General features: G+C 74.7%; 23 protein-coding genes. 7 read left to right on the top strand and 16 right to left on the bottom strand.

The window, feature by feature from the left end:
* Positions 1–16 precede the first annotated feature (16 nt).
* The 7 genes from PKA89_RS16475 to PKA89_RS16445 all read right to left on the bottom strand — a co-directional run bounded on the left by PKA89_RS16475 (position 17) and on the right by PKA89_RS16445 (position 6,421).
* Positions 17–724, bottom strand: a complete 708-nt coding sequence (locus PKA89_RS16475; protein WP_324421269.1) for an ABC transporter permease — start codon at positions 722–724, stop codon at positions 17–19.
* Positions 725–728: 4 nt separating this feature from the next.
* Positions 729–1,643, bottom strand: a complete 915-nt coding sequence (locus PKA89_RS16470; protein WP_324421268.1) for an ABC transporter ATP-binding protein — start codon at positions 1,641–1,643, stop codon at positions 729–731.
* Complete coding sequence (locus PKA89_RS16465) at positions 1,640–2,539, bottom strand: hypothetical protein (RefSeq protein ID WP_324421267.1); 900 nt, start codon at positions 2,537–2,539, stop codon at positions 1,640–1,642. The genes PKA89_RS16470 and PKA89_RS16465 overlap by 4 nt, the downstream gene beginning before the upstream one ends.
* Positions 2,523–3,530 carry an ABC transporter ATP-binding protein gene (locus PKA89_RS16460; RefSeq protein WP_324421266.1) on the bottom strand — a complete coding sequence of 336 codons (1,008 nt, stop codon included), beginning with the start codon at positions 3,528–3,530 and terminating at the stop codon, positions 2,523–2,525. The genes PKA89_RS16465 and PKA89_RS16460 overlap by 17 nt, the downstream gene beginning before the upstream one ends.
* 87 nt (positions 3,531–3,617) lie before the next feature.
* Positions 3,618–4,496: a zinc ribbon domain-containing protein gene (locus PKA89_RS16455; RefSeq protein ID WP_324421265.1), complete on the bottom strand. Its 879-nt coding sequence runs from the start codon at positions 4,494–4,496 to the stop codon at positions 3,618–3,620.
* A gap of 91 nt (positions 4,497–4,587) precedes the next feature.
* On the bottom strand, positions 4,588–5,460 hold the full coding sequence (locus tag PKA89_RS16450) for an LLM class flavin-dependent oxidoreductase (protein WP_324421264.1): 873 nt from the start codon (positions 5,458–5,460) through the stop codon (positions 4,588–4,590).
* 106 nt (positions 5,461–5,566) lie between these two features.
* Entirely contained in the window at positions 5,567–6,421 is an 855-nt protein-coding gene (locus PKA89_RS16445; RefSeq protein ID WP_324421263.1) for an SDR family oxidoreductase, read from the bottom strand.
* Between the two features lie 142 nt (positions 6,422–6,563).
* Between PKA89_RS16445 and PKA89_RS16440 the strand changes: the two genes are divergently transcribed.
* The gene (locus tag PKA89_RS16440; RefSeq protein WP_324421262.1) at positions 6,564–7,172 is read left to right on the top strand and encodes a sulfite oxidase-like oxidoreductase; all 609 of its coding nucleotides are present in this window, start codon (positions 6,564–6,566) and stop codon (positions 7,170–7,172) included.
* A gap of 13 nt (positions 7,173–7,185) precedes the next feature.
* The gene (locus PKA89_RS16435; protein ID WP_324421261.1) at positions 7,186–7,938 is read left to right on the top strand and encodes a ferredoxin reductase; all 753 of its coding nucleotides are present in this window, start codon (positions 7,186–7,188) and stop codon (positions 7,936–7,938) included.
* A gap of 21 nt (positions 7,939–7,959) precedes the next feature.
* On the opposite strand, the gene PKA89_RS16430 is transcribed toward PKA89_RS16435, so the two are convergent.
* Both PKA89_RS16430 and PKA89_RS16425 read right to left on the bottom strand, forming a co-directional pair.
* Entirely contained in the window at positions 7,960–8,529 is a 570-nt protein-coding gene (locus PKA89_RS16430; protein WP_324421260.1) for a GNAT family protein, read from the bottom strand.
* Positions 8,530–8,630: 101 nt separating this feature from the next.
* Positions 8,631–9,002, bottom strand: coding sequence for a peptidase inhibitor family I36 protein (locus PKA89_RS16425; RefSeq protein WP_324421259.1), 372 nt, complete (start codon positions 9,000–9,002; stop codon positions 8,631–8,633).
* A 172-nt stretch (positions 9,003–9,174) separates the two neighbouring features.
* Here PKA89_RS16425 and PKA89_RS16420 point away from each other — a divergent pair, with 172 nt between their 5' ends.
* Complete coding sequence (locus PKA89_RS16420) at positions 9,175–10,017, top strand: NAD(P)-dependent oxidoreductase (protein WP_324421258.1); 843 nt, start codon at positions 9,175–9,177, stop codon at positions 10,015–10,017.
* 42 nt (positions 10,018–10,059) lie between these two features.
* Here the strand turns inward: PKA89_RS16420 and PKA89_RS16415 are convergent, their stop codons facing one another.
* Entirely contained in the window at positions 10,060–11,046 is a 987-nt protein-coding gene (locus tag PKA89_RS16415) for an aldose epimerase family protein (protein WP_324421257.1), read from the bottom strand.
* Between the two features lie 47 nt (positions 11,047–11,093).
* Here PKA89_RS16415 and PKA89_RS16410 point away from each other — a divergent pair, with 47 nt between their 5' ends.
* Positions 11,094–12,473, top strand: coding sequence for a HAMP domain-containing sensor histidine kinase (locus PKA89_RS16410; RefSeq protein WP_324421256.1), 1,380 nt, complete (start codon positions 11,094–11,096; stop codon positions 12,471–12,473).
* On the opposite strand, the gene PKA89_RS16405 is transcribed toward PKA89_RS16410, so the two are convergent.
* Together PKA89_RS16405 and PKA89_RS16400 are read right to left on the bottom strand one after the other, a co-directional pair.
* Positions 12,442–13,131, bottom strand: a complete 690-nt coding sequence (locus PKA89_RS16405; protein WP_324421255.1) for a response regulator transcription factor — start codon at positions 13,129–13,131, stop codon at positions 12,442–12,444. The two genes, PKA89_RS16410 and PKA89_RS16405, sit on opposite strands and share 32 nt — an antisense overlap.
* Positions 13,132–13,327: 196 nt before the next feature.
* On the bottom strand, positions 13,328–13,600 hold the full coding sequence (locus PKA89_RS16400) for a Rho termination factor N-terminal domain-containing protein (protein WP_324421254.1): 273 nt from the start codon (positions 13,598–13,600) through the stop codon (positions 13,328–13,330).
* A gap of 249 nt (positions 13,601–13,849) precedes the next feature.
* Between PKA89_RS16400 and gabT the strand changes: the two genes are divergently transcribed.
* From gabT to PKA89_RS16385, 3 genes are all read left to right on the top strand, one after another.
* Positions 13,850–15,184, top strand: coding sequence for a 4-aminobutyrate--2-oxoglutarate transaminase (gene gabT / locus PKA89_RS16395; protein ID WP_324421253.1), 1,335 nt, complete (start codon positions 13,850–13,852; stop codon positions 15,182–15,184).
* Between the two features lie 5 nt (positions 15,185–15,189).
* Entirely contained in the window at positions 15,190–15,990 is an 801-nt protein-coding gene (locus PKA89_RS16390) for an SDR family NAD(P)-dependent oxidoreductase (protein WP_324421252.1), read from the top strand.
* Between the two features lie 67 nt (positions 15,991–16,057).
* Positions 16,058–17,404, top strand: a complete 1,347-nt coding sequence (locus tag PKA89_RS16385; protein WP_324421251.1) for an MFS transporter — start codon at positions 16,058–16,060, stop codon at positions 17,402–17,404.
* Positions 17,405–17,553: 149 nt separating this feature from the next.
* Here the strand turns inward: PKA89_RS16385 and PKA89_RS16380 are convergent, their stop codons facing one another.
* From PKA89_RS16380 to PKA89_RS16365, 4 genes are all read right to left on the bottom strand, one after another.
* Positions 17,554–18,045, bottom strand: a complete 492-nt coding sequence (locus tag PKA89_RS16380; protein WP_324421250.1) for a hypothetical protein — start codon at positions 18,043–18,045, stop codon at positions 17,554–17,556.
* A 62-nt stretch (positions 18,046–18,107) separates the two neighbouring features.
* Complete coding sequence (locus PKA89_RS16375) at positions 18,108–19,262, bottom strand: acyl-CoA dehydrogenase family protein (RefSeq protein ID WP_324421249.1); 1,155 nt, start codon at positions 19,260–19,262, stop codon at positions 18,108–18,110.
* Positions 19,263–19,419: 157 nt separating this feature from the next.
* Positions 19,420–20,265 (bottom strand): SGNH/GDSL hydrolase family protein, encoded by an 846-nt coding sequence (locus PKA89_RS16370; protein ID WP_324421248.1) that lies wholly within the window; start codon positions 20,263–20,265, stop codon positions 19,420–19,422.
* Positions 20,262–20,960, bottom strand: a complete 699-nt coding sequence (locus tag PKA89_RS16365; protein WP_324421247.1) for a uracil-DNA glycosylase — start codon at positions 20,958–20,960, stop codon at positions 20,262–20,264. Before PKA89_RS16365 ends, PKA89_RS16370 begins: the two co-directional genes overlap by 4 nt.
* Positions 20,961–21,062: the final 102 nt, after the last annotated feature.

Raw genomic sequence — 21,062 nt, 5'->3', positions numbered from 1 at the left:
GACGCCCGCACGCCGGCTACTCGTCGCCGCGGAGGGTGAAGGAGCGCAGCCGGTCGCCGGTGAACCACACCGTGCCGACGGTGACGACGACGGCGGCGACCACCGCGTACCCGCCCGAGATTCGCAGGTCGCTCACCGCGCTGCTCAGGGCGTGCGCGACCTGGTGGCCCCAGGCGCCGACCGAGAGCCAGCGGACGCCGGTGAGGACCGACCCGAGGACGCCCTCCCAGAACAGCGTGTAGAGCAGCCCGACGACGACCGCGTGCCGGGTCAGCGCGGCCAGCCCGAGGAAGAGCGCCGTGTAGGCGGTGCCGGCCACCGCGCCCCCGACGCCGAGGGCGACCGCGCGCGCCGGGTCGGAGGCGTCGAGGACGAACGGAGCCACGGCCAGCGGCACCGCTCCGAGCAGCATCGTGGTGAGCCACGCGGCGGCGAACTTGCTCACCGCGATGACGTGCCGGCTCACCGGTTTTGCGAGCAGGTAGACGATCGAGCCGTCGTCGACCTCCGGCCCGAGGACCGCCGTCGCCGCGAGCAGCGACACGAGCGGCAGGGCGAGGCTGAAGCCGAGGCCGACCGTCGCGTCGACCCCGACGTCGCCCTCGGTCAGCAGCCGGATGACGACGGCGAGGACGAGCAGCGCGACCGGGATGAGCAGGAGGACCAGCCCGCGTCGGCGCCCGGCGACGGCTTGGGCCGAGAGACGGAAGATGGTGCGGTTCACCGGCTCAGCCCCCGACCAGGTACGAGAAGACGCTCTCGAGGGAGTCGTCGGTGGGCGCCAGCTCGAGGATGCGCAGACCCTCGTCGCGCGCGATGCGGGGCAGCCGCACCGCGAACGACCCGAAGTCGGAGACCGAGACGGCGACCCCGCCCTCGGGGCGCAGCGACACCGCGACGACCGACGGCTCGGCGATGAGGACCGCGGCGAGCCGGCGGTCGTCGTCGGCCGCGACGACGTACTGCACCGGGCGGTCGGTCATCAGCCGCCGGATCTCGCCGAACTCGCCGGAGGCCGCGTGCCGCCCGGAGACGACGACCTCGATCTGCCGTGCGACCTGCTCGACCTCCTCGAGGATGTGCGAGCTGAAGAGGACGGTGCGACCCTCGGCGCCCATCCGTCGCAGCAGCGCCATGAGGTGCAGGCGCTGGCGCGGGTCGACGCCGTTGAACGGCTCGCCGAGGAGCAGGACCGCGGGGTCGTGGACGAGGGCCGAGGCGAGCTTGACCCGCTGGCGCATTCCCTTCGAGTACGTGCCGATGCGGCGGGCGGCGGGGTCGACCATGTCGACGACCTCGAGCACGCGCTCGGTGGCCGCGCCGGGGTCGGGAAGGCCGTGCAGCTCGGCGTTGGCCAGGACGAACTGGCGCCCGGTGAGGTAGCCGAAGCTCACCTCGCGCTCCGGCACCAGCCCGATGTCGCGGTAGACGGAGGTGGTGCGCCAGACCGTCGTCCCGTCGAGGGTCACCGTCCCCGCGGACGGTGCGAGGAAGCCCGACATCATCGCGATGAGGGTTGTCTTGCCGGCGCCGTTGGGGCCGAGGAGACCGGTGATGCCGGGGCGCACCGTCATCGAGATGCCGTTGACGGCGACGACGTTGCCGTACCAGCGGGACGCCTGGTCGAGGACGAGCTCGCTCACGACGTCGCCTCCCGCCGGTAGCGCGCGACGAGGAGCCCCACGCAGACCGCCGAGAGGGCCACGAGCACACCGACGTACGCGAGCTCCATCCCCGTCGTGCTCGGTGGCGTGGGTGCGTCCGCGTCGGTCCAGGCGGCCATCAGCCCCCGGTAGAGGGAGTACGGGGAGAACAGGCCGGCCACCTCGCCGACGACCGGGCGCCCGCCCTCCTCGCCGGAGATGCCCTGGACGACGGTGACGATGCCGTTGGCGACGACGAGGAGCGCGATGGTGGCGACGACGGCGAACCCGCGCCGGGTCGACCACGACGCGATGACGCCGGAGACGCCGGCCAGCGACAGGGCGAGCAGGACGGCCAGCCCGAGGGCGATCCCGGCCTCCCGGGTCTGGTCGGAGACGTCGAGCTCGGTGAGCAGCGCGACCGCGTAGAGGATGACGATGGGCAGGACGAGGAACATGAGCGTCGCGGCGAGCAGCGACGCCCACCGGGCGAGCGCGTAGGCACCGGACCGCAGCGGCCGGGCGAGGTAGAGCGCGATCGTCCCGTGCCGCAGGTCGCGCGAGAAGAGCACCGGGGCCTGGGAGGCGACGAAGACCCCGAGCAGGACCTGCGTCGTCGAGGCGTACTCGGCGTAGCCGATCGGGAGCCGGTCGAGCCCGCCGAAGGCCATGACGCCACCGACGATGAGGGCGGGCAGGAGGTTGAGCCCGAGGAGGACGAAGGGCAGCACCTTGGACCGGCCGGAGCGCCCGAGCCCGAAGGCGTTGCGGAAGCCGGTGACGACGAGCGAGCGCGCGATGGCCCCCGCGCCGAGCCGCTGGCCGGTGTACGGGCGGTAGCCGAGGTCGTGGATGACGCTGCGGCCCTGCGGCGTCGCCTCACTCGGGTCGGACATCGGACACCTCCTCGGCGCCGCGGTGCCGCCCGACGTGCTCGGCACCCCGCCCCGCCGGTCGGCCGGCGGTGGGCTCGGGCTCCGCGTCGGCGAAGACGTCCTCGAGGTGGCGGTGGTCGGCCTGGATCCGGACCAGCCCGAGGCCGAGGTCGCTCGCGGTGTCGCGGATGACGTCCCGCACGTCGCGGGTGCCGGAGGCGGCGTCGACGGAGAGCATCGAGCCGCGCACGGTGGCCGGGACCCCCGCGGTCGCGAGGGCGGAGGCCATCCGGGCCTGGGCGTCGTCGCCGAGCACCTCGACGAGCAGCGCGCCCGTGGCGTCGAGGAACTCGTCGGTGCGCGAGGCCCGCAGGAGCCGGCCGCCGTCGAGGACGACGACGTGGTCGCTGACCCGCTCGAGCTCGCCGAGGAGGTGGGAGGTGACGATGACGGCGATGCCGAAGTCGTGGCCGATCCGCCGGACCAGCCCGAGCATCTCGTCGCGGGCGGCGGGGTCGAGGCCGTTGGTCGGTTCGTCGAGGAGGACCAGCCGGGGGTCGTGGGCGAGGGCCTGGGCGAGCTTGGCCTTCTGCTTCATCCCGGTCGAGTAGCCGCCCATCGGTCGGTACCGCTCCTCGGCCAGCCCGACGTGGCGCAGCACCTCGGCGGCGCGCTCGCGCGCCGCCACGCGCGGCAGGCCGGACATCATCGCCATGTGGACGACGAAGTCGCTCGCGCTGACGTCCGGTGGGAGGCAGTCGTGCTCGGGCAGGTAGCCGACCTTCGCGCGCACCTCGGGGCCCTCGGTGACGACGTCGTGGCCGAGCACCTCGGCCCGGCCGCCGGTCGCGGGGACCAGGCCGAGGAGGATCTTGAGCAGCGTCGACTTGCCCGCGCCGTTGGCCCCGACGAGGCCGGTCGTGCCCTCACCGACCTCGAGGGTCAGGGCGTCGAGGGCGAGCACCGCACCGTAGTCCTTGGTGAGGTGCTCGACGCGCACGACGGGCTCCACGGTCCTCACCGTAACGGCCCGACCGGTCGCACGTTGTGAGGATCCTGTGTGGGGACGCGTGTCCCGTCCTCCCGGCGCGGACCTCGGTCAGCGAGGGACGTCGACGTAGACGAGCGCGTTGTTGCCGCCGCGACAGACGACGGGGAGCGTGTTCTCGCACGTCATCTCGTAGTCCTTCTTCGTCACGGGAGAGCGCGCCGTGATGGTCGCCGGCAGGTCCTCGCTCGAGGCCATGAGGGCCTGTGCGGTGGCCACCGCGAAGTCGCACGACGTGACGTCGTTGCCGCTCCACGCGGTGGCGCCGTCGGCGGCGCCGCACTTCTTGGCCGTCGCGGCGCGCTGGGTCGGCTGGGGGCCGCCCGAGGAGTCGCCGGACGGCAGCGAGCCGCTCGGGCCGGCCGAGCCGGCGGAGGCGCCCTGGGACTGCGACCCCGCGGTGCCGGACCCGGAGTCGTCGCCACTGCCGAAGAACCAGATGAGGCCGGCGAGCATCAGCAGCCCGACCAGCCCGAGCGCGACCATCCCGAGGCAGCCGCGACGGGACGCCGGGCGCGCCGGCTCCTCACCGGCCCACCCCTCCTCGCGCTCCGGGTAGCCCCCGCCGGGGCGGTGGACGTCGGGGTAGGCGCTGAGCGGGAGCAGGCCCCCCAGCTCCGAGGTGTCGGCGCGGTCGTCGTCGCCCGGGACCGGGCCCGCTGCCGAGCCCGCCCGGAGGGACTCCTCGGCGTAGGTCTCGGGCGCGCGGTACGCGGCCGTGGGGGTGTCGTCCCACTCCCGTGCGTCCTCGCCCGAGTCGGGGAAGAGCGGCGCGGGGGCGGGCGAGGGCTGCTCGACGGCCTCCGTCGGCGCGTCCGCGCGGTCGGTGCCGGGGTCGTCGGCCTCGTCCGGGGGCGGCAGGGGGGTGCCGCAGATGGAGCAGAAGCGGTCCGAGGGGTGGACCACCGCTCCGCACTCGGGGCAGGTCACGGGTCTCTCCGTCCGTGGGCGGACATCTCGGCCACGATAGCCACGACAACCCTCCGGACCCCAAATCGGGACGTCGACTCTGCTCGGCGCCTCACAGGTCCCGGACGCGTTCGGCGGTCTCCGCGAGCACGGCGACCGACCCGGGGGTCCACGGCCCCCGCCGGATGACCACCGCGTGCCGGATGCCCCAGCCGGCGGCCGTGGCCATCCGCTCGGCCAGTGCGGCGGGCTCCTCCCCGGGGCGCATCCGCAGGCTCAGCGTGGTGTCGACCTCCCCGGGGTCGCGCCCGAGGCGCTCGCAGTGGGCCCGGAGCACCTCGAGGCGGGTGCGGACCGTCGCCCCGCCGTCGGGCAGGTCGAAGAGGTTGCACGCGGCGCCGTACCGCGCGACGAGGCGGAGCGTGTGCCGCGGACCCATCCCGCCGACCAGCACGGGCACGCCGCCCGGCCGGAGCGGCAGCGGCCGCCACTCGGGGGCCGCGAGGTGGTGGTGGCGGCCCGCGAAGGGGCTCGTGTCGCCCCGGCGCATCCGCCCGGCGAGCTCGAGCAGCTCCTCGAGCCGGTCGAACCGCTCCGCCGTCGGCGGCATCGGCAGCCCCATCCGCTCGGCCTCCCCGGGGTAGCCGGCGCCGACCCCGAGCCAGGCACGCCCGCCGGACAGGACGTCCAGCGAGGCGACCGCCTTGAGCAGGAGGGCCGGCTCCCGATAGGTCACCGGGCTGACCAGGGCGCCCAGCCGGATGCGGCCGGTCCGCGCGGCGAGCCAGCCGAGGGTCGTGTAGACCTCGAGCATGTCGCGCTCGTGCTCGGCGGCGCCCGGGTCGGCCTGGAGCAGGTGGTCGTTGACCCAGAGCGTGTCGAGGCCGGAGTGGTCGGCGGCCTCGGCGACCTCGCCGAGCCGGCGGGCGAGGTCGGCCGGGTCGGGCGACCAGGTGACGTTCGTGACGGACAGGCTGACGCGCACGGTGGGCTCCCTTCGGGTGGTCCACCCACGGTGCGCCGGACCGACCCGCACGCGCGTCACCCCGGGGGAGGCATCGTCGCCACCCCCGGGGGAGTACGTGGCCGGGCTAGACCGAGGCGGGCTGGCCGGTGACCGTGTCGTGGGCCGTCGTCACCGGCACCGGGGTGTCGTGCCACGACCACACGTCGTCACCGCGGAGCACGACGTCCGACCCACCGTCGACGTAGACGGTCTGGCCGCAGACGTGGGTGTTCTCCTCGGAGACCAGCCACGCGAGCAGCGAGGCGACCTGCTCGGCCTCGAGGTAGCCGTTCAGCGGCATCGGGACGACCGACGCGAGCCCGGCCCGGCCCTCCTCGGTGGCGGTCATCTCGGCGGTCATCGGGGTGCGCACGATCCCCGGCCCGACGGCGTTGAGCGGGATGCCCGCACCGGCCCACTGCGGCCGGCCGGCCATCCGGCGCACCCACCGCGAGAGCGCCCGCTTGCTCGACGGGTAGAGCAGGGCCCCGACGTCGGGACCCATCGCCTCGAGGTCGGCGGCGATGGACATGGCCCGGTCCTCGTCGCCGTCGAGGCAGGCCTCGACGAGCGGTGGGTGCACCGGCATGAGCGTGGCCATCGAGGAGGTGACGACCGCCCGGGGGGCCCGGGACGAGGCCGCGAGTGCGGGCCGCAGGCCGTCGAGGAACCCGACCGCGCCGAAGTAGTTCACCGCGACGGTCTGCGCGACGGGCAGGGCCAGTCCCGCGTTGGCGACGACGCCGTCGATCCGACCGCCGGACTCGTCGAGCACACCGTCGACGGCGTCCTCGCGGCCCCGCCGCGTCGAGAGGTCGGCGACGACGTCGCCGGAGCGCACGTCGACCCCGATGACGCGGTGCCCCTGCCGCCTGAGCAGGGTCGCCAGCGCCTGCCCGATCCCCGATGCCGCCCCCGTCACCACGTACGTCCGTGCCATGTCGTCCTCGACTCCCGTCCGGCCACGAGCGGGAGCCCGTGGCTCCAGGACCCACGCTAGGAGGGACCGGCAGGGGGCGGCGGCCAGAGGTCTGCGGGGTCACAGTGTCTGCTCCGTCACGTGTCCCGGGGACAATGGGGCGGTGGACATCGTCACCCGAGGCTTCGTCGGCCGCCGCCAGGGCCGCGACCCCCGCATCCCGCCCGGCCAGTACCTCGAGCGCGACTTCCCGGTGCTCTCCGCGGGTCCGACCCCGCGGGTGCGGCAGGAGGACTGGCGGCTCGACGTCTCGACGCCGGACGGCGAGGTGACGACCCTCGGTTGGTCCGACCTCATGGCCCTGCCGGTGCAGGACCTGACGACCGACATCCACTGCGTGACGAAGTGGAGCAAGCTCGACACCACGTGGCGGGCGGTGTCGGTCGACGCGGTGCTCGAGGCCGTCGGCGCGGCGGAGACGGACGCCGCCTTCGTCCTCGTCCACGCGGAGGGCGGCTACACGACGAACCTCCCGCTCGCCGACCTGCGCGACGGCCGCGGCTGGGTCGCCGTCGGCTACGACGGTGCGCCGCTCACCCCCGAGCACGGCGGCCCGGTGCGCCTGCTCGTGCCGCACCTCTACCTCTGGAAGTCGGCCAAGTGGCTGAGCGGCCTGGAGCTGCGCCGCGAGGACCACCCCGGGTTCTGGGAGCGGCTCGGCTACCACGCGTACGGCGACCCGTGGCGCGAGCAGCGCTACGTCGGCGACTGAGGCCGGTGCGTCGGTGACCACCGTCTGGTCCTCCCCGCCCGAGCCGATGCCCTGGTACCGCGCCACGGTCGAGGACGCCTGGCTCGAGACGCGCACCGCCCGCACCGTCGTCCTCGACGTGCGGGGCTGGCCGGGGCACGACGCCGGCCAGCACGTCGACGTGCGGCTCACCGCCGACGACGGCTACACGGCGACGCGCACCTACTCCGTCGCGTCGGCCCCGGAGGCCGGCCGGCTCGTCCTCACCGTGCAGCTCGTCGGCGAGGGGGAGGTCTCGCCGTGGCTCGTCGGCGAGGCGCGGGCCGGCGACGAGCTCGAGGTCCGCGGGCCGATCGGCGGCTGGTTCCGGTGGACCGAGTCCATGCCCGAGCCGGTGCTCCTCGTCGCCGGCGGCTCCGGGGTCGTCCCGCTCATGGCGATGGTCCGGCAGAAGGTCCGCTCCGGGGCGGCGACACCGTTCCACCTCGTGTACTCGGCGCGCACCCCGGACCACGTCTTCTACACGAACGAGCTCTTCGCCCTCGCGCGCACGACGCCGGGGTTGCGGGTCGACCGGCTCTCCAGCCGCGCCGGCCTGCCCGACGACGAGCGGGCGCCGGGCCGGCTGCGGCCCGAGGACCTGCCGGCCGCCGACGCGACGCCCGTGCCGCCCCGCGTGTACGTGTGCGGGCCGTCGGGGTTCGTCGAGGCGGCGGCGGGCATCCTCCTCGCGAAGGGGCACGACTCGGGCGCCATCCGCACCGAGCGGTTCGGCCCCTCGAGCTGAGCCGGGGCGGAGGCTGCCGGCTCAGTGGGTGCGGGTCGGCGGGCCCGCCCACTCGCGGCGCAGGAGGCCGTAGACGTGGGAGTCGGAGACCTCGCCGTCGACGGTGCAGTCCTCGCGCAACGTCCCCTCCCGGGTGAAGCCGAGCCGTTCGAGGAGGCGCACCGAGGCGTCGTTGCGGGTGTCGGTGACCGCCTGGACGCGGTGCGCGTCGAGGGTGTCGAACACCCACTGCAGCAACGCGGCCACGCTCTCGGCCGCGTAGCCGCGGCCCCAGACGGCCTCGTCGTAGACGTAGCCGAGCGAGATGCTCCTGTGCTGCGGGTCCCAGCGGGTGGCGCTGCACCAGCCGACGAACGCGCCGTCGGAGGTCCGCTCCACGGCGAGGCGTGCCCCGTCGCCTTCGTCGGCGATGTCTCGGCAGGTCCGGAGGAACCGCTCGGCACGGGCGGGGTCGGTCCACGGCGGGGAGTCCCAGTAGCGCAGCACGCGCGGGTCGCTCTGCAGCGCGAAGAGGGCGGCGGTGTCGGAGTCCTCGAACGGGCGCAGCCGCAGCCGGGCGGTCGTCAGGGTCGGAGCGGGCAGGGCGGTCACGGCGGGGTCCTCCGGATGCTGGGCGTGGTCACCACCCAACACCGCGCCGGCGACCGGCCGCCACGGGTTTCCGGGCGGCCGGTCGAGGGTCGGGCGTGGGGTCAGCAGCGCTTGAGCGAGCTGATGACGTTCGTCGCGGCCGGGATCGTGTTGGCGCCGCCGCCGGGCCCACCGCGCCAGACGTAGCCGTTGTAGTTCGTGTCCTTGTAGAAGCACCAGTAGCCGGAGGTCCGGTTGCGCATGCTCTCGATGTTGTTGTTGAGGCCGACCGGCCCGACGCCGTCGGCGAGGTTGACGTCGCCGTTCCGGAAGATGCCGATCGCGCCGGTGCCGTTGGGACCGGTGAAGACGCACATCCGGTTGGCCGGGCAGCGGGCGTAGCCGGTGGCCGCCGACGCGGTGGGCGCGACGGACACGACGAGGGCGGCGGCGGCAGCGGCGGCCGAGGCAGCGGCAAGAGCGGTGTGACGCATGGTGTTTCCCCCAGGTGATGTGGTGAATGTTCCCCCGTGCCGAGGCTCGACACGTCCTCGACCCTAGCCCTGCGAGGTCCGTCGCGGGGGCTCCGTGACCAGGGTGCGCCCGACGGTGGCAGGGTGGGGGGACGGGCGCCGGCCGGCGCCGTCGCGAGCGGAGGAGGACGACGTGCGGGTCGCGGTGATGGGCACGGGGATCATGGGGGCCGGGATGGCGCGCTCGCTGCTGCGTGCCGGCCACGAGGTGCGGGTCTGGAACCGGACGGCGGCCCGGGCCCGACCGCTCGCCGCCGACGGCGCCACCGTCGCCTCCTCGGTCACCGACGCCGCCGACGGCGCCGAGGTCGTCGTGACGATGCTCTTCGACGCCGACTCCACCGTCGAGGTCGGTCGGGCGGCGCTCGCCGCGGCCCCCGACGACGCGACCTGGCTCCAGTGCGGCACCGTCGGGGTCGAGGGAGCGCGGCGGGTGGCCGACGCCGGTGGTGGCCGCGTCCTCGACGCGCCGGTGCTCGGCACGCGCAGACCGGCCGAGGAGGGGACGCTCGTCGTCCTGCTCAGCGGCCCGGAACCGTTGCAGCGCAAGGTGGCTCCCGTCCTCGAGGCGGTCGGGTCGCGCACGGTCGTCGCGGGCGAGGAGGTCGGGGCGGCGAGCGCGCTCAAGCTCGCGTGCAACGCGTGGGTCGCCCTCCTCACCGCGGGGACGGCGCAGTCCCTCGCCCTCGCCGAGGCCCTCGGCGTCGACCCCGCCCTCTTCCTCGAGGCCATCGACGGCGGCCCGGTCTTCGCCCCGTACGCGAAGGTCAAGGGTGGGGCGATGCTCGCCGGCGACTGGGCAACCTCGTTCGCCGTCGACGGCGTCGTCAAGGACGTCGGTCTCATGGTGGAGGCCGCTGCGGCCCGCGGGTTCCCGACCGAGCTGCTCCACGCGGTCCACGAGCTCTTCGCCGAGGCCTCCGGGCTCGGGCACGGCGACGACGACATGGCCGCCGTCCGCACCGCGTTCCCCTGACCGACCGTCGACCCCCGCGGCCCTCGCGGCCGGGGCGTGCGGTCAGTCGCGCCCGAGCCGCCAGACCGTGGTCGCCGTGAACTCCTCCCCGGGCCGCAGCACCGCGCTCGGGAAGCCGGGATGGTGCGGTGCGTCCGGGAAGCCCTGCGCCTCGAGGGCCACGCCCGCGTACCGGTCCAGCGGGCGGCCGTCGAGCCCGGTCACCGTGCCGTCGAAGTGCGCGCCGGTGTACACCTGCAGCCCCGGGCGGTCGGTGGACAGCTCGAGCCATCGGCCGCCCGCCCCGACGAGCCGTGCGGCCCGGCGCAGGCCGCGGCCGTCGAGGACCAGGTTGTGGTCGAGCCCACCGCCGCGGGCCAGCTGCTCGTCCTCGGTCGCCAGCACGTCTGCCAGGAGGCGGGGGGAGCGCAGGTCGAACGGGGTGCCGGCCACCGGGGCGAGCTCGCCGGTCGGCAGCAGGTCCGGGCCGACCGGCGTGTAGGCGGAGGCCGCCACCTCGAGGGTGTGCCCGGCCGCTCCGCCTCCTCGGTCGAGGTCGACGTAGGCGTGGTTGGTCATCCCGAGGAGGGTGGGGGCGTCCGTCGTCGCGTGGTGGCGCAGCGTCACGGTGTCGGCGGAGACCTCGTACGACGCGCGGGCGACGACCTCACCGGGCAGGCCCTGGTCGCCGTCCGGGCTGGTCAGGCCGAGGACGACGCGGGTCGGCGACTCCTCGAGCACCTCCCAGTCGCGGGCGTCCCACCCCTCGGGGCCGCCGTGCAGGGCGTTGGCCCCGTCGTTGGCCGGCACGCGGTACTCGTGACCGTCGAGGGTGAACCGTCCGCCGGCCAGCCGGTTGGTGAAGCGGCCGACCGTCGCGCCGTGGTAGCCCCCGCCGGTGGCGTAGGTCGCCGGGTCGGCATGGCCGAGGACCACGTCGACCGGGCCGTCGCCGTCGTCGACGACGAGCCGGCGCACGGATGCTCCGGCGGTGAGCACCTCGAGCGTGAGCCCACCGGCGGAGAGGAGGAAGGAGCGGGGAGCGGCCACCCGGCCATCCTGCCGGGAGGGTCGGCCAGGCCGCCTAGACTCGCCGCATGCGCGTCCGGCTGGGTCTGAGGAGCCGCATCCTCGCCCTGACGATGCCGGTCGTGCTCCTCATCAGCGCCGCCATCGCCGGGGTCGTCTACCTCTCCCTCGGCCAGGTCCTCGAGGCCTCGGCCCGCGACGTCGCGGAGGCGGAGGTCGTCGAGCTGCGGGCCGACCTCTCGGTGCACGGGGTGAGCGACCTCATCGGCACCCACGCCGTCATCGAGGGCAACCGGCTGATCCAGGTCCTCGACCCACGCACCCGCGAGGTCGTCGCCGCCACCGGCGGGGCACCCCGCACCGCGCTGGTCCGGGCCGACGTCCGGGGCACCGACGTCAGCGTCGCCAGGGTCGAGGACGTGCCCGGGCTGGCGCAGGGGGCCTGGCTCGTCGCCGCCACCGACGCCGTGGACCCCGACGGCCAGCACTACACGCTGCTCGTCGGGGTGCCGACCCGGGTCGAGGCCACCGCGCTCGGCCAGTCCACCGAGTTCGCGTTCATCGGCGCCGTCGGACTCATCGCGCTCCTGGCCTCGGTCACGACCTTCGCCGTCGGCCAGGCCCTGCGCCCGGTCGAGCGGATGCGCGACCAGGTCGAGGGCATCGCCGCCTCCGGCGCCGCCCCCGGCCCCGGCCCCGCGCTCGAGGTGCCGGCCGGGCGGGACGAGCTGGCCCGGCTCGCCGAGACGATGAACCACCTCCTCGCCCGCATGCAGCGCGCCGACGCCTCCCGCCGGGCCTTCGTCGCCGACGCCGGCCACGAGCTGCGCAGCCCGCTCGCGACGATCCGCGTCCTCCTCGACCGGCTCGCCGAGGAGCGCCCGAGCACGGACCGCGCGGTCACCGCGGCGCGGGCCTCGGCCGAGGTCGACCGGCTCGCCGTCCTCGTCGAGGACCTGCTGACCCTCGCCTCGGCCGACGAGCACCAGATGGTCCTGCACCGCACCGAGCTCGACCTCGACGACCTCGTCCTCGCCGAGACCGGGGCGCTGCGGGCCCGGGGGATGCCGGTCTCGGTCTCCGTCGAGCCGGTCCGCCTCGACGGCGACCAGGCCCGCCTCGGCCGCGTGGTGCGCAACCTGCTCGAGAACGCCGAGCGCCACCGCGACCGCGTCGTCCGGGTCCGGTTGGCCCGCGAGGGCGAGGACGCGCTGCTCACCGTCGACAACGACGGACCGCCCATCGAGCCGCGCGACCGCGAGCGCGTCTTCGGCCGGTTCGTCCGGCTCGACGACTCGCGGACCCGGGGCACCGGCGGCACCGGGCTCGGCCTGGCCATCGTCGCCGAGGTCGTCGCGGCCCACGAGGGCAGCGTCGAGGCGACCGAGAGCCCCGAGGGATGGTGCCGGTTCGCCGTCAGGCTCCCGGCGGGGGCTCCTGCGGGTTGAGCCGGTAGCCGAGCCCGCGCACCGTCTCGATGACCTTGGTGTCGAAGGGGGCGTCGATCTTGCGACGCAGGTAGCCGATGTAGACCTCGACGACGTTGTCGGCGCCCGGGTAGTCGGAGTCCCAGACGTTCTCGAGGATCTCGGCCTTGCTCTGGACGAGGCCGGCCTTGCGCATCAGGTGGTGCAGCAGGGCGTACTCGCGGGCGGTCAGCTGGATCTCCTGGCCCTCGCGGGTCACCCGGCGGGTCGTCGGGTCGAGGCTCAGCGGACCCGCGGTGAGGGCGACCGGACGCTCCGGGGCGCCGCGTCGGGCGAGGGCCTGGAGCCGGGCGAGCAGCACCGGTGTGCTGAACGGCTTCGTGACGTAGTCGTCGGCGCCGAGCTCGAAGGCGTCGGTCTGGTCGAACTCGCCGTCCTTGGCCGTGAGCATGAGGACGGGGGTCCACACCTTCTGCCGGCGCAGGTGCTTGAGGACGTCGTAGCCGTTCATCCCCGGCAGCATGATGTCGAGGACGAGCGCGTCGTACTGGCTGGCCAGCCCCAGCTTGAGGCCCTCGAGGCCGTCCTCCGCGTGGTCGACGACCCATCCGGCCTCGCGGAGGGCGTCGCCGAGCGCGGCGGCGAGTGGCTTCTCGTCCTCGACGAGGAGGAGCCTCATGCCGCCTCCGTGAGTCGGCCCACAGCGTCCTCCCTCGGGTCTCCGGGGTCACGTCCTGTCAGGTACAGTACTCGGGTCCGGTCAGCCGCGAGGCGAGACCGGGCCCCGGACCGGCGTCCGGGAGCTGCGAACCCCCTGCACGCAGCTCCCGGGCGCCTTTCCGTGTGCCAGAGGTGTTTTGGCAGTCGCCCCCCGGTCAGTGGTGGCGGAGGGCGTCGATCAGCTCGTCCTTGGTCATCGAGGAGCGACCCTCGACGTCGAGCTCCGCGGCGCGTTCGCGCAGGTCGTCGACGGTCCAGTCCTCGTAGGCGGGAGACTCCCCGCCCCGGCGCCCGACGCTCGAGCGCGAGCTGTTCGAGGCGGCGTTGGCGATGCGGGCCGCCTTCTCCTTGCTGTTTCCCTCGTCGCGGAGCTTCTCGTAGAGCTCGTCGTCCTTGACCGAGGGGCCGGGGTCCTTGCGTCCGGGCACTGTGCTCTCCTTCGGGTCGGCGGTGGTGCGATGTTCCCGCCCACAGTGCGTGCTACGGCGCAGTAAGCGCTGCGATGGCGACGAGTACTGCGCGGTAGCACGCATCGGGGCGCGGTGGGGTCCTACCCGGTGCACCGGCCCGCCACGCACGAGGGCGCCCGTCGGCCCCGGGGGCAGCTGCGACGAGACGCGGCCTCACGACGGAATCAGTGGCTTCCGGGGCCGAAAAGTCACGGATAGGATGCCCGCATGATCGAGCAGCAGCGGATCCTCATGACCGCCATCCCCGGCCCGCGCTCCCGGGAGCTCCAGGCCCGCAAGACGGCCGCCGTCGCCGCGGGTGTCGGCACCGGGCTGCCGGTCTACGTCACCGACGGCGGCGGCGGCATCATCCGCGACGTCGACGGCAACCAGCTGATCGACCTCGGCTCGGGCATCGCCGTGACGACCGTCGGCAACGGCAACCAGCGGGTCGTCGACGCCGTCACCGAGCAGATCCGGCGGTTCACCCACACCTGCTTCATGGTCACGCCGTACGAGCCCTACCTCGGGGTCTGCGAGAAGCTCAACGCGCTGACCCCGGGCGGGCACGAGAAGCGGTCGGCACTGTTCAACTCCGGTGCCGAGGCCGTCGAGAACGCCGTGAAGATCGCCAGGCACGCCACCGGGCGCCAAGCCGTCGTCGTCTTCGAGCACGGCTACCACGGGCGGACGAACCTCACGATGGGGATGACGTCGAAGAACATGCCGTACAAGCACCGCTTCGGCCCGTTCGCCCCGGAGGTCTACCGGGTGCCGATGGCCTACCCGTACCGCTGGCCGGGCGGTGCCGAGCGCTGCGCGGAGGAGGCCCTGCGCGCGGTGACCGACATGATCCACGCCCAGGTCGGGGAGGAGAACACCGCGGCGGTCGTCATCGAGCCGATCCAGGGCGAGGGCGGCTTCATCGTCCCGCCGGAGGGCTTCCTTCCCGGGCTCGCCGAGTACTGCCGCGAGCACGGCATCGTCTTCGTCGCCGACGAGGTGCAGTCCGGCTTCTGCCGCACCGGCGACTGGTTCGCCAGCGACCACGAGGGTGTCGTCCCCGACCTCATCACGACGGCCAAGGGCATCGCCGGCGGCATGCCCCTCGCCGCCGTCACCGGTCGCGCCGAGCTGATGGACGCCGTCCACGGCGGCGGCCTCGGCGGCACCTACGGCGGCAACCCGGTGGCCTGCGCGGCGGCGCTCGCGAGCATCGAGTCGATGGAGGTCGACGACCTCGCCGGGCGGGCCCGCGGCATCGGCAAGATCCTCGGCGACCGGCTCGGCTCGCTCGCCGAGAGGCACCCGCAGATCGGTGAGGTCCGCGGTCGCGGCGCGATGATGGCGATGGAGCTCGTCACCGACCCCGCGACCAAGGAGCCGGCGGCCGCGCTCGCCGCGGCGGTCAACAAGGGCTGCCACGACCGCGGCGTCGTCACGCTCACCTGCGGCACCTACGGCAACGTCTTCCGCTTCCTGCCGCCGCTCTCCATCGGGGACGACCTGCTCCACGAGGCGATGGACGTCCTCGAGGAGTCGATGGACGCGGCCCTGGCCTGACGGCGGTGCCCTCCCTCCCCACCGCGTTCGACCTCTCCGGACGCAGCGCGCTCGTCACCGGCGCCGGCTCGCCGAGCGGCATCGGGATGGCCTGCGCGCGCCTGCTCGCCGAGTGCGGGGCCCGGGTGGTGCTCGGCGCCACGACCGAGCGCGTCCACCAGCGGGCCGCCGAGCTGCGGGCCGAGGGGCACGAGGCCGCCGGGGTCGTCGCCGACCTGACGACGGAAGCCGGCGCGGCGGCGGTCGTCGCCGCGACGCTCGAGCACGGCGGCGGGCTCGACGTGCTCGTCAACAACGCCGGGATGGTCTCGGTCGCCTCCGGTGGTGACTACCTGGCCGGCGACCTCGAGGGCACCCCGCCCGACCGGTGGGCGGCCTCCCTGGCCCGCAACCTCGACACCGCATACCTCGTGACCCGGGCCGCGCTGCCGCACCTGCGCCGCAGCGGCGCCGGCCGGGTGGTCATGGTGTCGTCGACGGCGGGACCGGTCATGGCGCTGCGCTCCGACGTCGCGTACGCCGCGGCCAAGGCCGGGCTCGTCGGGCTGGCGCGGGCGGTGGCGGTCGACGAGGCGGCGCACGGCATCACGGCGAACGCGGTGGCGCCCGGCTGGGTGGCGACCGGCTCGCAGACGCCGTCGGAGCAGCGCGAGGGCCACCTCGTGCCGGCCGGCCGGTCGGGGACGCCGGAGGAGGTGGCGGCCGCGGTGGCCTTCCTCGCGAGCCCGGGCGCCGCGTACGTCACCGGGCAGCTGCTCGTCGTCGACGGTGGCAACGGCGTGGCCGAGGAGCGCCTCCCCGCCTGAGCGACGCCCGGTAGCCGGTCGCCGGGCGGCCGCTCCCGGCGGTCGGCCGCGCTCCTAGAATCGGTGGGTGACCCGCCCCGTCCTGCGCCAGGTGCACACGATCGGGAAGCGCCGGGCGTGGGCCATCTGGGTCGTCGGGCTGTCGGTCTACGTCCTCGCCGTCTTCCACCGCACCTCGCTCGGGGTCGCCGGGCTGCTCGCCGCCGAGCGGTTCCACATCTCCGCCTCCCAGCTGTCGACCTTCACCGTGGTCCAGCTCGCCGTGTACGCCGCGATGCAGATCCCCGTCGGGGTGCTGCTCGACCGCTTCGGCTCCAAGCGGCTCATGCTCACCGGCCTGCTCCTCATGTCCGGCGGCCAGCTGTGGTTCGCGGTGGCCGGCTCCTTCCCGGTCGGGGTCGCGGCGCGCGTCATGCTCGGTGCCGGCGACGCGATGGTCTTCACCTCGCTGCTGCGGCTCGTCGCCGTGTGGTTCCGGGTCAAGCAGGCTCCGTTCATCACCCAGCTGACCGGCATGATCGGCCAGCTCGGAGCGGTCGCGGCGGCGACCCCGCTGGCTGCCGCCCTCGCGACCTTCGGCTGGACCCGCTCCTTCGCGACGGCCGGTGGCGTCGGGGTCGTGCTCTCGGTCGGGCTGCTCCTCGTCGTCAAGGACTCGCCCTACCGCGGCGAGGCGGTCGAGCGGATCAAGGTGCGCGCGCTGGCCCGCACGCTCGCCGAGGTGTGGGGCAACCCCGGCACCCGGCTGGGGCTGTGGGTGCACTTCTCGTCGCAGTTCGGCGCCACCGTCTTCACGATGCTCTGGGGCTACCCCTTCCTCGTCGCCGAGGGCCTCGCGCCGCGCACCGCGTCCCTCGTCCTCGTCGTCATGACCTTCACCGCGATGGGGGCCGGCCCGGTCGTCGCCGCGTTCACCGCCCGGATGCCGTACCGCCGCTCGCAGCTGGTCCTCGGGATCGTCGGCGTCATCGCGACGACCTGGGCGGTCGTCCTCCTGTGGCCGGGACCGGCGCCCACGTGGCTGCTCTTCCTCCTCGCCGTCGTCACGGCGGTCGGCGGACCGGGCTCGATGGTGGGGTTCGACCTCGCCCGCACCTTTCACCCTTCCTCGCGGCTCGGGCGGGCGACCGGCGTGGTCAACATCGGTGGCTTCACGGCGTCGCTGCTGGCCATCGCGCTCATCGGCGTGGTCCTCGACCGGTTGGCTCCCGGCGGTCCGCAGGAGTACACGCTCGAGGACTTCCGGCTCGCGATGTCGGTGCAGTTCGTCTTCTGGGGCCTCGGGGCGGTGCAGCTCGTGCGCTACCGCCGCAAGGGACTGGCGCATGTCGAGGCTGCACACCCCGAGGCGCTCGACGCCCTGCGCCGGGGCGAGACCTTGCTGCCCGGCATCTCGCGCGACCCCGACGACTGAGCGCCGGCGCGGATTCCGCACCGGGAGTTCGTTCGACGTTCGTCGGACGGCCGCGTGTCGGTTCGTCCACGGGAGGGACGCAGTGCCTACGGTGGTTCGGGACCGGGCCACGTATGAGATGGCCCGGTCCCCTGCTCGTCGGGCTCCGATCAGCCGGCGGTGCGCGGGCGGTACGCGCCGCTGGGGTTCGCGCAGTACGTGAACGGACCGTTCAGCCGCGCGTGGTACTCCATGACGCGCTGGTCGACGCGCAGCAGCAGCAGCTCGCCCTCGACCGTCATCTGCGGGTAGGCCATCCCCTTCTGTGGGCAGCCGAGCGAGCCGTCGGCCCAGGTCACCGGCAGGTACCCGGCGAGGACGACCTGGCCCGGCACGATGCCCGCCCGGCCCGCGGCGTCGGCCATCGCGGCCTTGACCTCCGGCCGGTCCTCGAGGCCGACGGGCAGCGTCGAGTCGGCGGGTGGCGGGACGGTCGGGGTGCTCGAGGGCCCGGGGAGCGAGGGCGTGGACGTCGCGCTCGGGGGCGCGCTGCTGGGCGCGGTGCTGCCGCCGTCGGTGGAGCCGGTGCCGCTCGTCGCGCTGCCGCAGGCGCTGAGGGTGGCGGCGGCGAGGGCGGCGGTGATCAGGAGGCGGGTGCGCACGGTGGTCCTTCCGGTCGGGTCCTCGGGGCTCGGACGCCCGGGCGCGGCATCCGGTTCCGGGGTCAGCGCAGGACGTGCCGGCCGATGACCAGCCGCTGGATCTGGTTGGTGCCCTCGAAGATCTGGGTCACCTTGGCCTCGCGCATGTAGCGCTCGGCCGGGAAGTCCTGGGTGTAGCCGGCGCCGCCGAGGACCTGGACGGCGTCGGTGGTCACCCGCATCGCGGCGTCGGTGGCGACGAGCTTGGCGACGGCGGCCTCCTTCGAGAAGGGGCGGCCGGCGTCCTTGAGGCGGGCGGCGTGCAGGTAGGTGGCGCGGGCGCTCGTCACGGCGGCCTCGAGGTCGGCGAGCAGGAAGGCGAGGCCCTGGAACTCGCCGATGGCGCGGCCGAACTGCTGCCGCTCCTTCGCGTAGCCGGCGGCGAGGTCGAGGGCGGCCTGGGCCAGCCCGGTCGCGGCAGCGGCGATGCCCAGCCGGCCGGCGTCGAGGGCGGCGAGGGCGATCGACATCCCCTGGCCCTCCTCGCCGATGCGACGGTCGGCGTCGACCCGCACGTCGTCGAACATCACCTCGCGCACGGTGTCGCAGTGCAGGCCCATCTTCTTCTCCGGCGTGCCGAAGGAGAGGCCCTCGGCGTCGGCCGGCACGACGAGGCAGGAGAGCCCGCGCCCGCCGTCGTCGGAGGTGCGCGCGAAGGTGGTGTAGTAGTCGGCGTGCCCGGCGTGGCTGATCCACGCCTTGCGGCCCTTAAGCACGTAGGAGTCGCCGTCGCGGGTCGCCCGCGTGGTCATCGACGCGATGTCGCTGCCGGCGAGCGGCTCGGAGAGGCAGTAGGCCCCCAGCTGGTCGCCGGAGAGCATCCCGGGCAGCAGGGCGGCGCGCTGGGCGTCGGTGCCGAAGGTCGTCACCGGGAACGCGGTCAGCGAGTGGACCGAGACCCCGACGGCGACGCTCATCCAGGCGCTGGCGACCTCCTCGACGACCTGGAGGTACACCTCGTAGGGCTGGCCGTACCCGCCGTGCTCCTCGGGGTGGGGGAGCGAGAGCAGGCCCGCGCCGCCGAGCGTGCGGAAGACCTCGGTCGGGAACTGCTCGCCGGTCGCGGCGGCCCGCTCGGCGTCGTCGACCCGCGGGCGCAGCTCCTTGGCGCAGATCTCGCGGGTCAGGTCGATGAGGTCCTGGCCCTCCTCGGTCGGCATGAGCCTCGTCGCTGGCATGGCGTCGAGCGTACCGAGGTACTTGGACGTCCAACAAAACGCGTGCTCGCCGGCCCATCCACCCGACGAACGACGAGGACATGCCGTCCCGCGGGAGCCCCGGACGGCACGTCCTCGTCGTTCGACCGGGGGCCGGGGGCCGGGGGCCGGGGGGCGGTCAGCGGTCGGGGAGGGCCTGGTGGTCCGGGGCGGCGTCGGGGTCGCGGAAGTGCTGCAGCTCGGGCCGCTTGGCCGAGCGGGTGTCGCCCGAGGACGTGCCGCGCACCCGGCGCTCGACCCACGGGGCCGCGTGCGTGCGCACCCACTCGGCGTGCCCGCGCAGCTCCTCGGAGCGGGTGGCGCGGTCCGCCGGGGGCAGCGGGGTCGACCAGTCGGCGACGTCGGTGTCGTGGCCGAGGGCGGTGAGCGCGGCGAGGGCGACCCGCCGGTGGCCCTCGGTCGTCAGGTGGATCCGGTCCTCGGCCCACATCCGCCAGTCGCGCAGGGCGCGCATCCCCCAGAGGTTGAGGACGTGGCAGCCGTGGTCCTGGGCGATGGTGAAGAGGTTGGCGGCGTGGACCGCGTGCCGGCCGCGCAGCGCCCGGAAGAGGCCGGCGTCGCGCGTGTCGGTCGGGGTGGCGAGGAGCACGTCGGCGCCGGTGGCCCGGATGCGCACGACGGCCTCCTCGAGCCGCCCGGCCAGGCCGTCGAGGTCGACACTCGGGCGGAGCAGGTCGTTGCCCCCGCCGACCATCGACACGAGGTCGGGGGTCATCGTCAGGGCGGCGTCGAGCTGTGGGCCGACGACGTCGGAGAGCGTGCGTCCGCGCACCGCGAGGTTGGCGTAGCCGAACGGCAGGTGCTCGGCCTCGGCGAGCGCGTCGAGGGAGCGGGCCAGCCGGTCGGCCCATCCCACGTAGGCGTCCGGACGCTCGGGGTCGGGGTCGGACATCCCCTCGGTGAAGGAGTCGCCGATCGCGACGTAGCGGGTCCAGACCCGGCGGTCGTCGGGGCGGGTGGTCACGGGAGCCTCCAGTCGACGGGTGTGGCGCCGGCCTCGGTGAGCAGGGCGTTGGCGCGGGAGAACGGGCGGGAGCCGAAGAAGCCGTTGCGCGCCGAGAGCGGGCTGGGGTGGGCCGACTCGATGCGTGGGACGTCTCCCAGCAGCGGTGCGAGAGAACGGGCGTCGCGTCCCCACAGGATGGCGACGAGGGGGCCGCCGCGCTCGACGAGTGCCTCGATGGCGCGCCCGGTGACCTCCTCCCAGCCGAGGCCCCGGTGGCTGGCCGGCTTCCCCGGCGCCACGGTGAGGACGCGGTTGAGGAGGAGGACGCCCTGGTCGGCCCACGGCGTGAGGTCTCCGGAGGCGGGCGTCGGCAGGCCGAGGTCGGTGCCGAGCTCCTGGTAGACGTTCACGAGGCTGCGCGGGACGGGCCGCACGTCCGGCGCGACCGAGAAGGACAGGCCCATCGCGTGCCCCGGCGTGGGGTAGGGGTCCTGGCCGACGATGAGCACCTTCACGGCGTCGAGGGGGCGCTGGAAGGCGCGCAGCACGTGCGGTCCGCCCGGCAGGTAGCCACGGCCCGCCGCGACCTCGGCGCGGAGGAACTCGCCGAGCCGGGCGACGGTGTCCTCGACCGGTGCCAGGGCCGCCGCCCACGTCGGGTGGACCAGCTCGCGCAACGGTTTCGCGGCGGTCGGGGCGGGCGGGGGGGGCATCGCTGCCCCCCCATACCGGGGGGGGCAGTCGAAGGTGGCGCGGGCGGCGGCCCGCCCCCCCCGCACCAGCCGGGACCCAGCCCACGGGGCGCGGGCCCCCCG

The sequence above is a fragment of the Phycicoccus sp. genome (assembly GCF_035325325.1).
Lineage (GTDB): Bacteria > Actinomycetota > Actinomycetes > Actinomycetales > Dermatophilaceae > Phycicoccus.
This window is presented reverse-complemented; position numbering and strand designations above follow the sequence as displayed.

What these genes read in the sequence shown, in the direction of transcription:
- PKA89_RS16465 (WP_324421267.1), bottom strand. Translation starts at nt 2,539, where the DNA reads ATGTCCGACCCGAGTGAGGCGACGCCGCAGGGCCGCAGCGTCATCCAC.
- PKA89_RS16365 (WP_324421247.1), bottom strand. Translation starts at nt 20,960, where the DNA reads ATGCCCCCCCCGCCCGCCCCGACCGCCGCGAAACCGTTGCGCGAGCTG.
- PKA89_RS16425 (WP_324421259.1), bottom strand. Translation starts at nt 9,002, where the DNA reads ATGCGTCACACCGCTCTTGCCGCTGCCTCGGCCGCCGCTGCCGCCGCC.
- PKA89_RS16445 (WP_324421263.1), bottom strand. Translation starts at nt 6,421, where the DNA reads ATGGCACGGACGTACGTGGTGACGGGGGCGGCATCGGGGATCGGGCAG.
- PKA89_RS16405 (WP_324421255.1), bottom strand. Translation starts at nt 13,131, where the DNA reads ATGAGGCTCCTCCTCGTCGAGGACGAGAAGCCACTCGCCGCCGCGCTC.
- PKA89_RS16410 (WP_324421256.1), top strand. Translation starts at nt 11,094, where the DNA reads ATGCGCGTCCGGCTGGGTCTGAGGAGCCGCATCCTCGCCCTGACGATG.
- PKA89_RS16375 (WP_324421249.1), bottom strand. Translation starts at nt 19,262, where the DNA reads ATGCCAGCGACGAGGCTCATGCCGACCGAGGAGGGCCAGGACCTCATC.
- gabT (WP_324421253.1), top strand. Translation starts at nt 13,850, where the DNA reads ATGATCGAGCAGCAGCGGATCCTCATGACCGCCATCCCCGGCCCGCGC.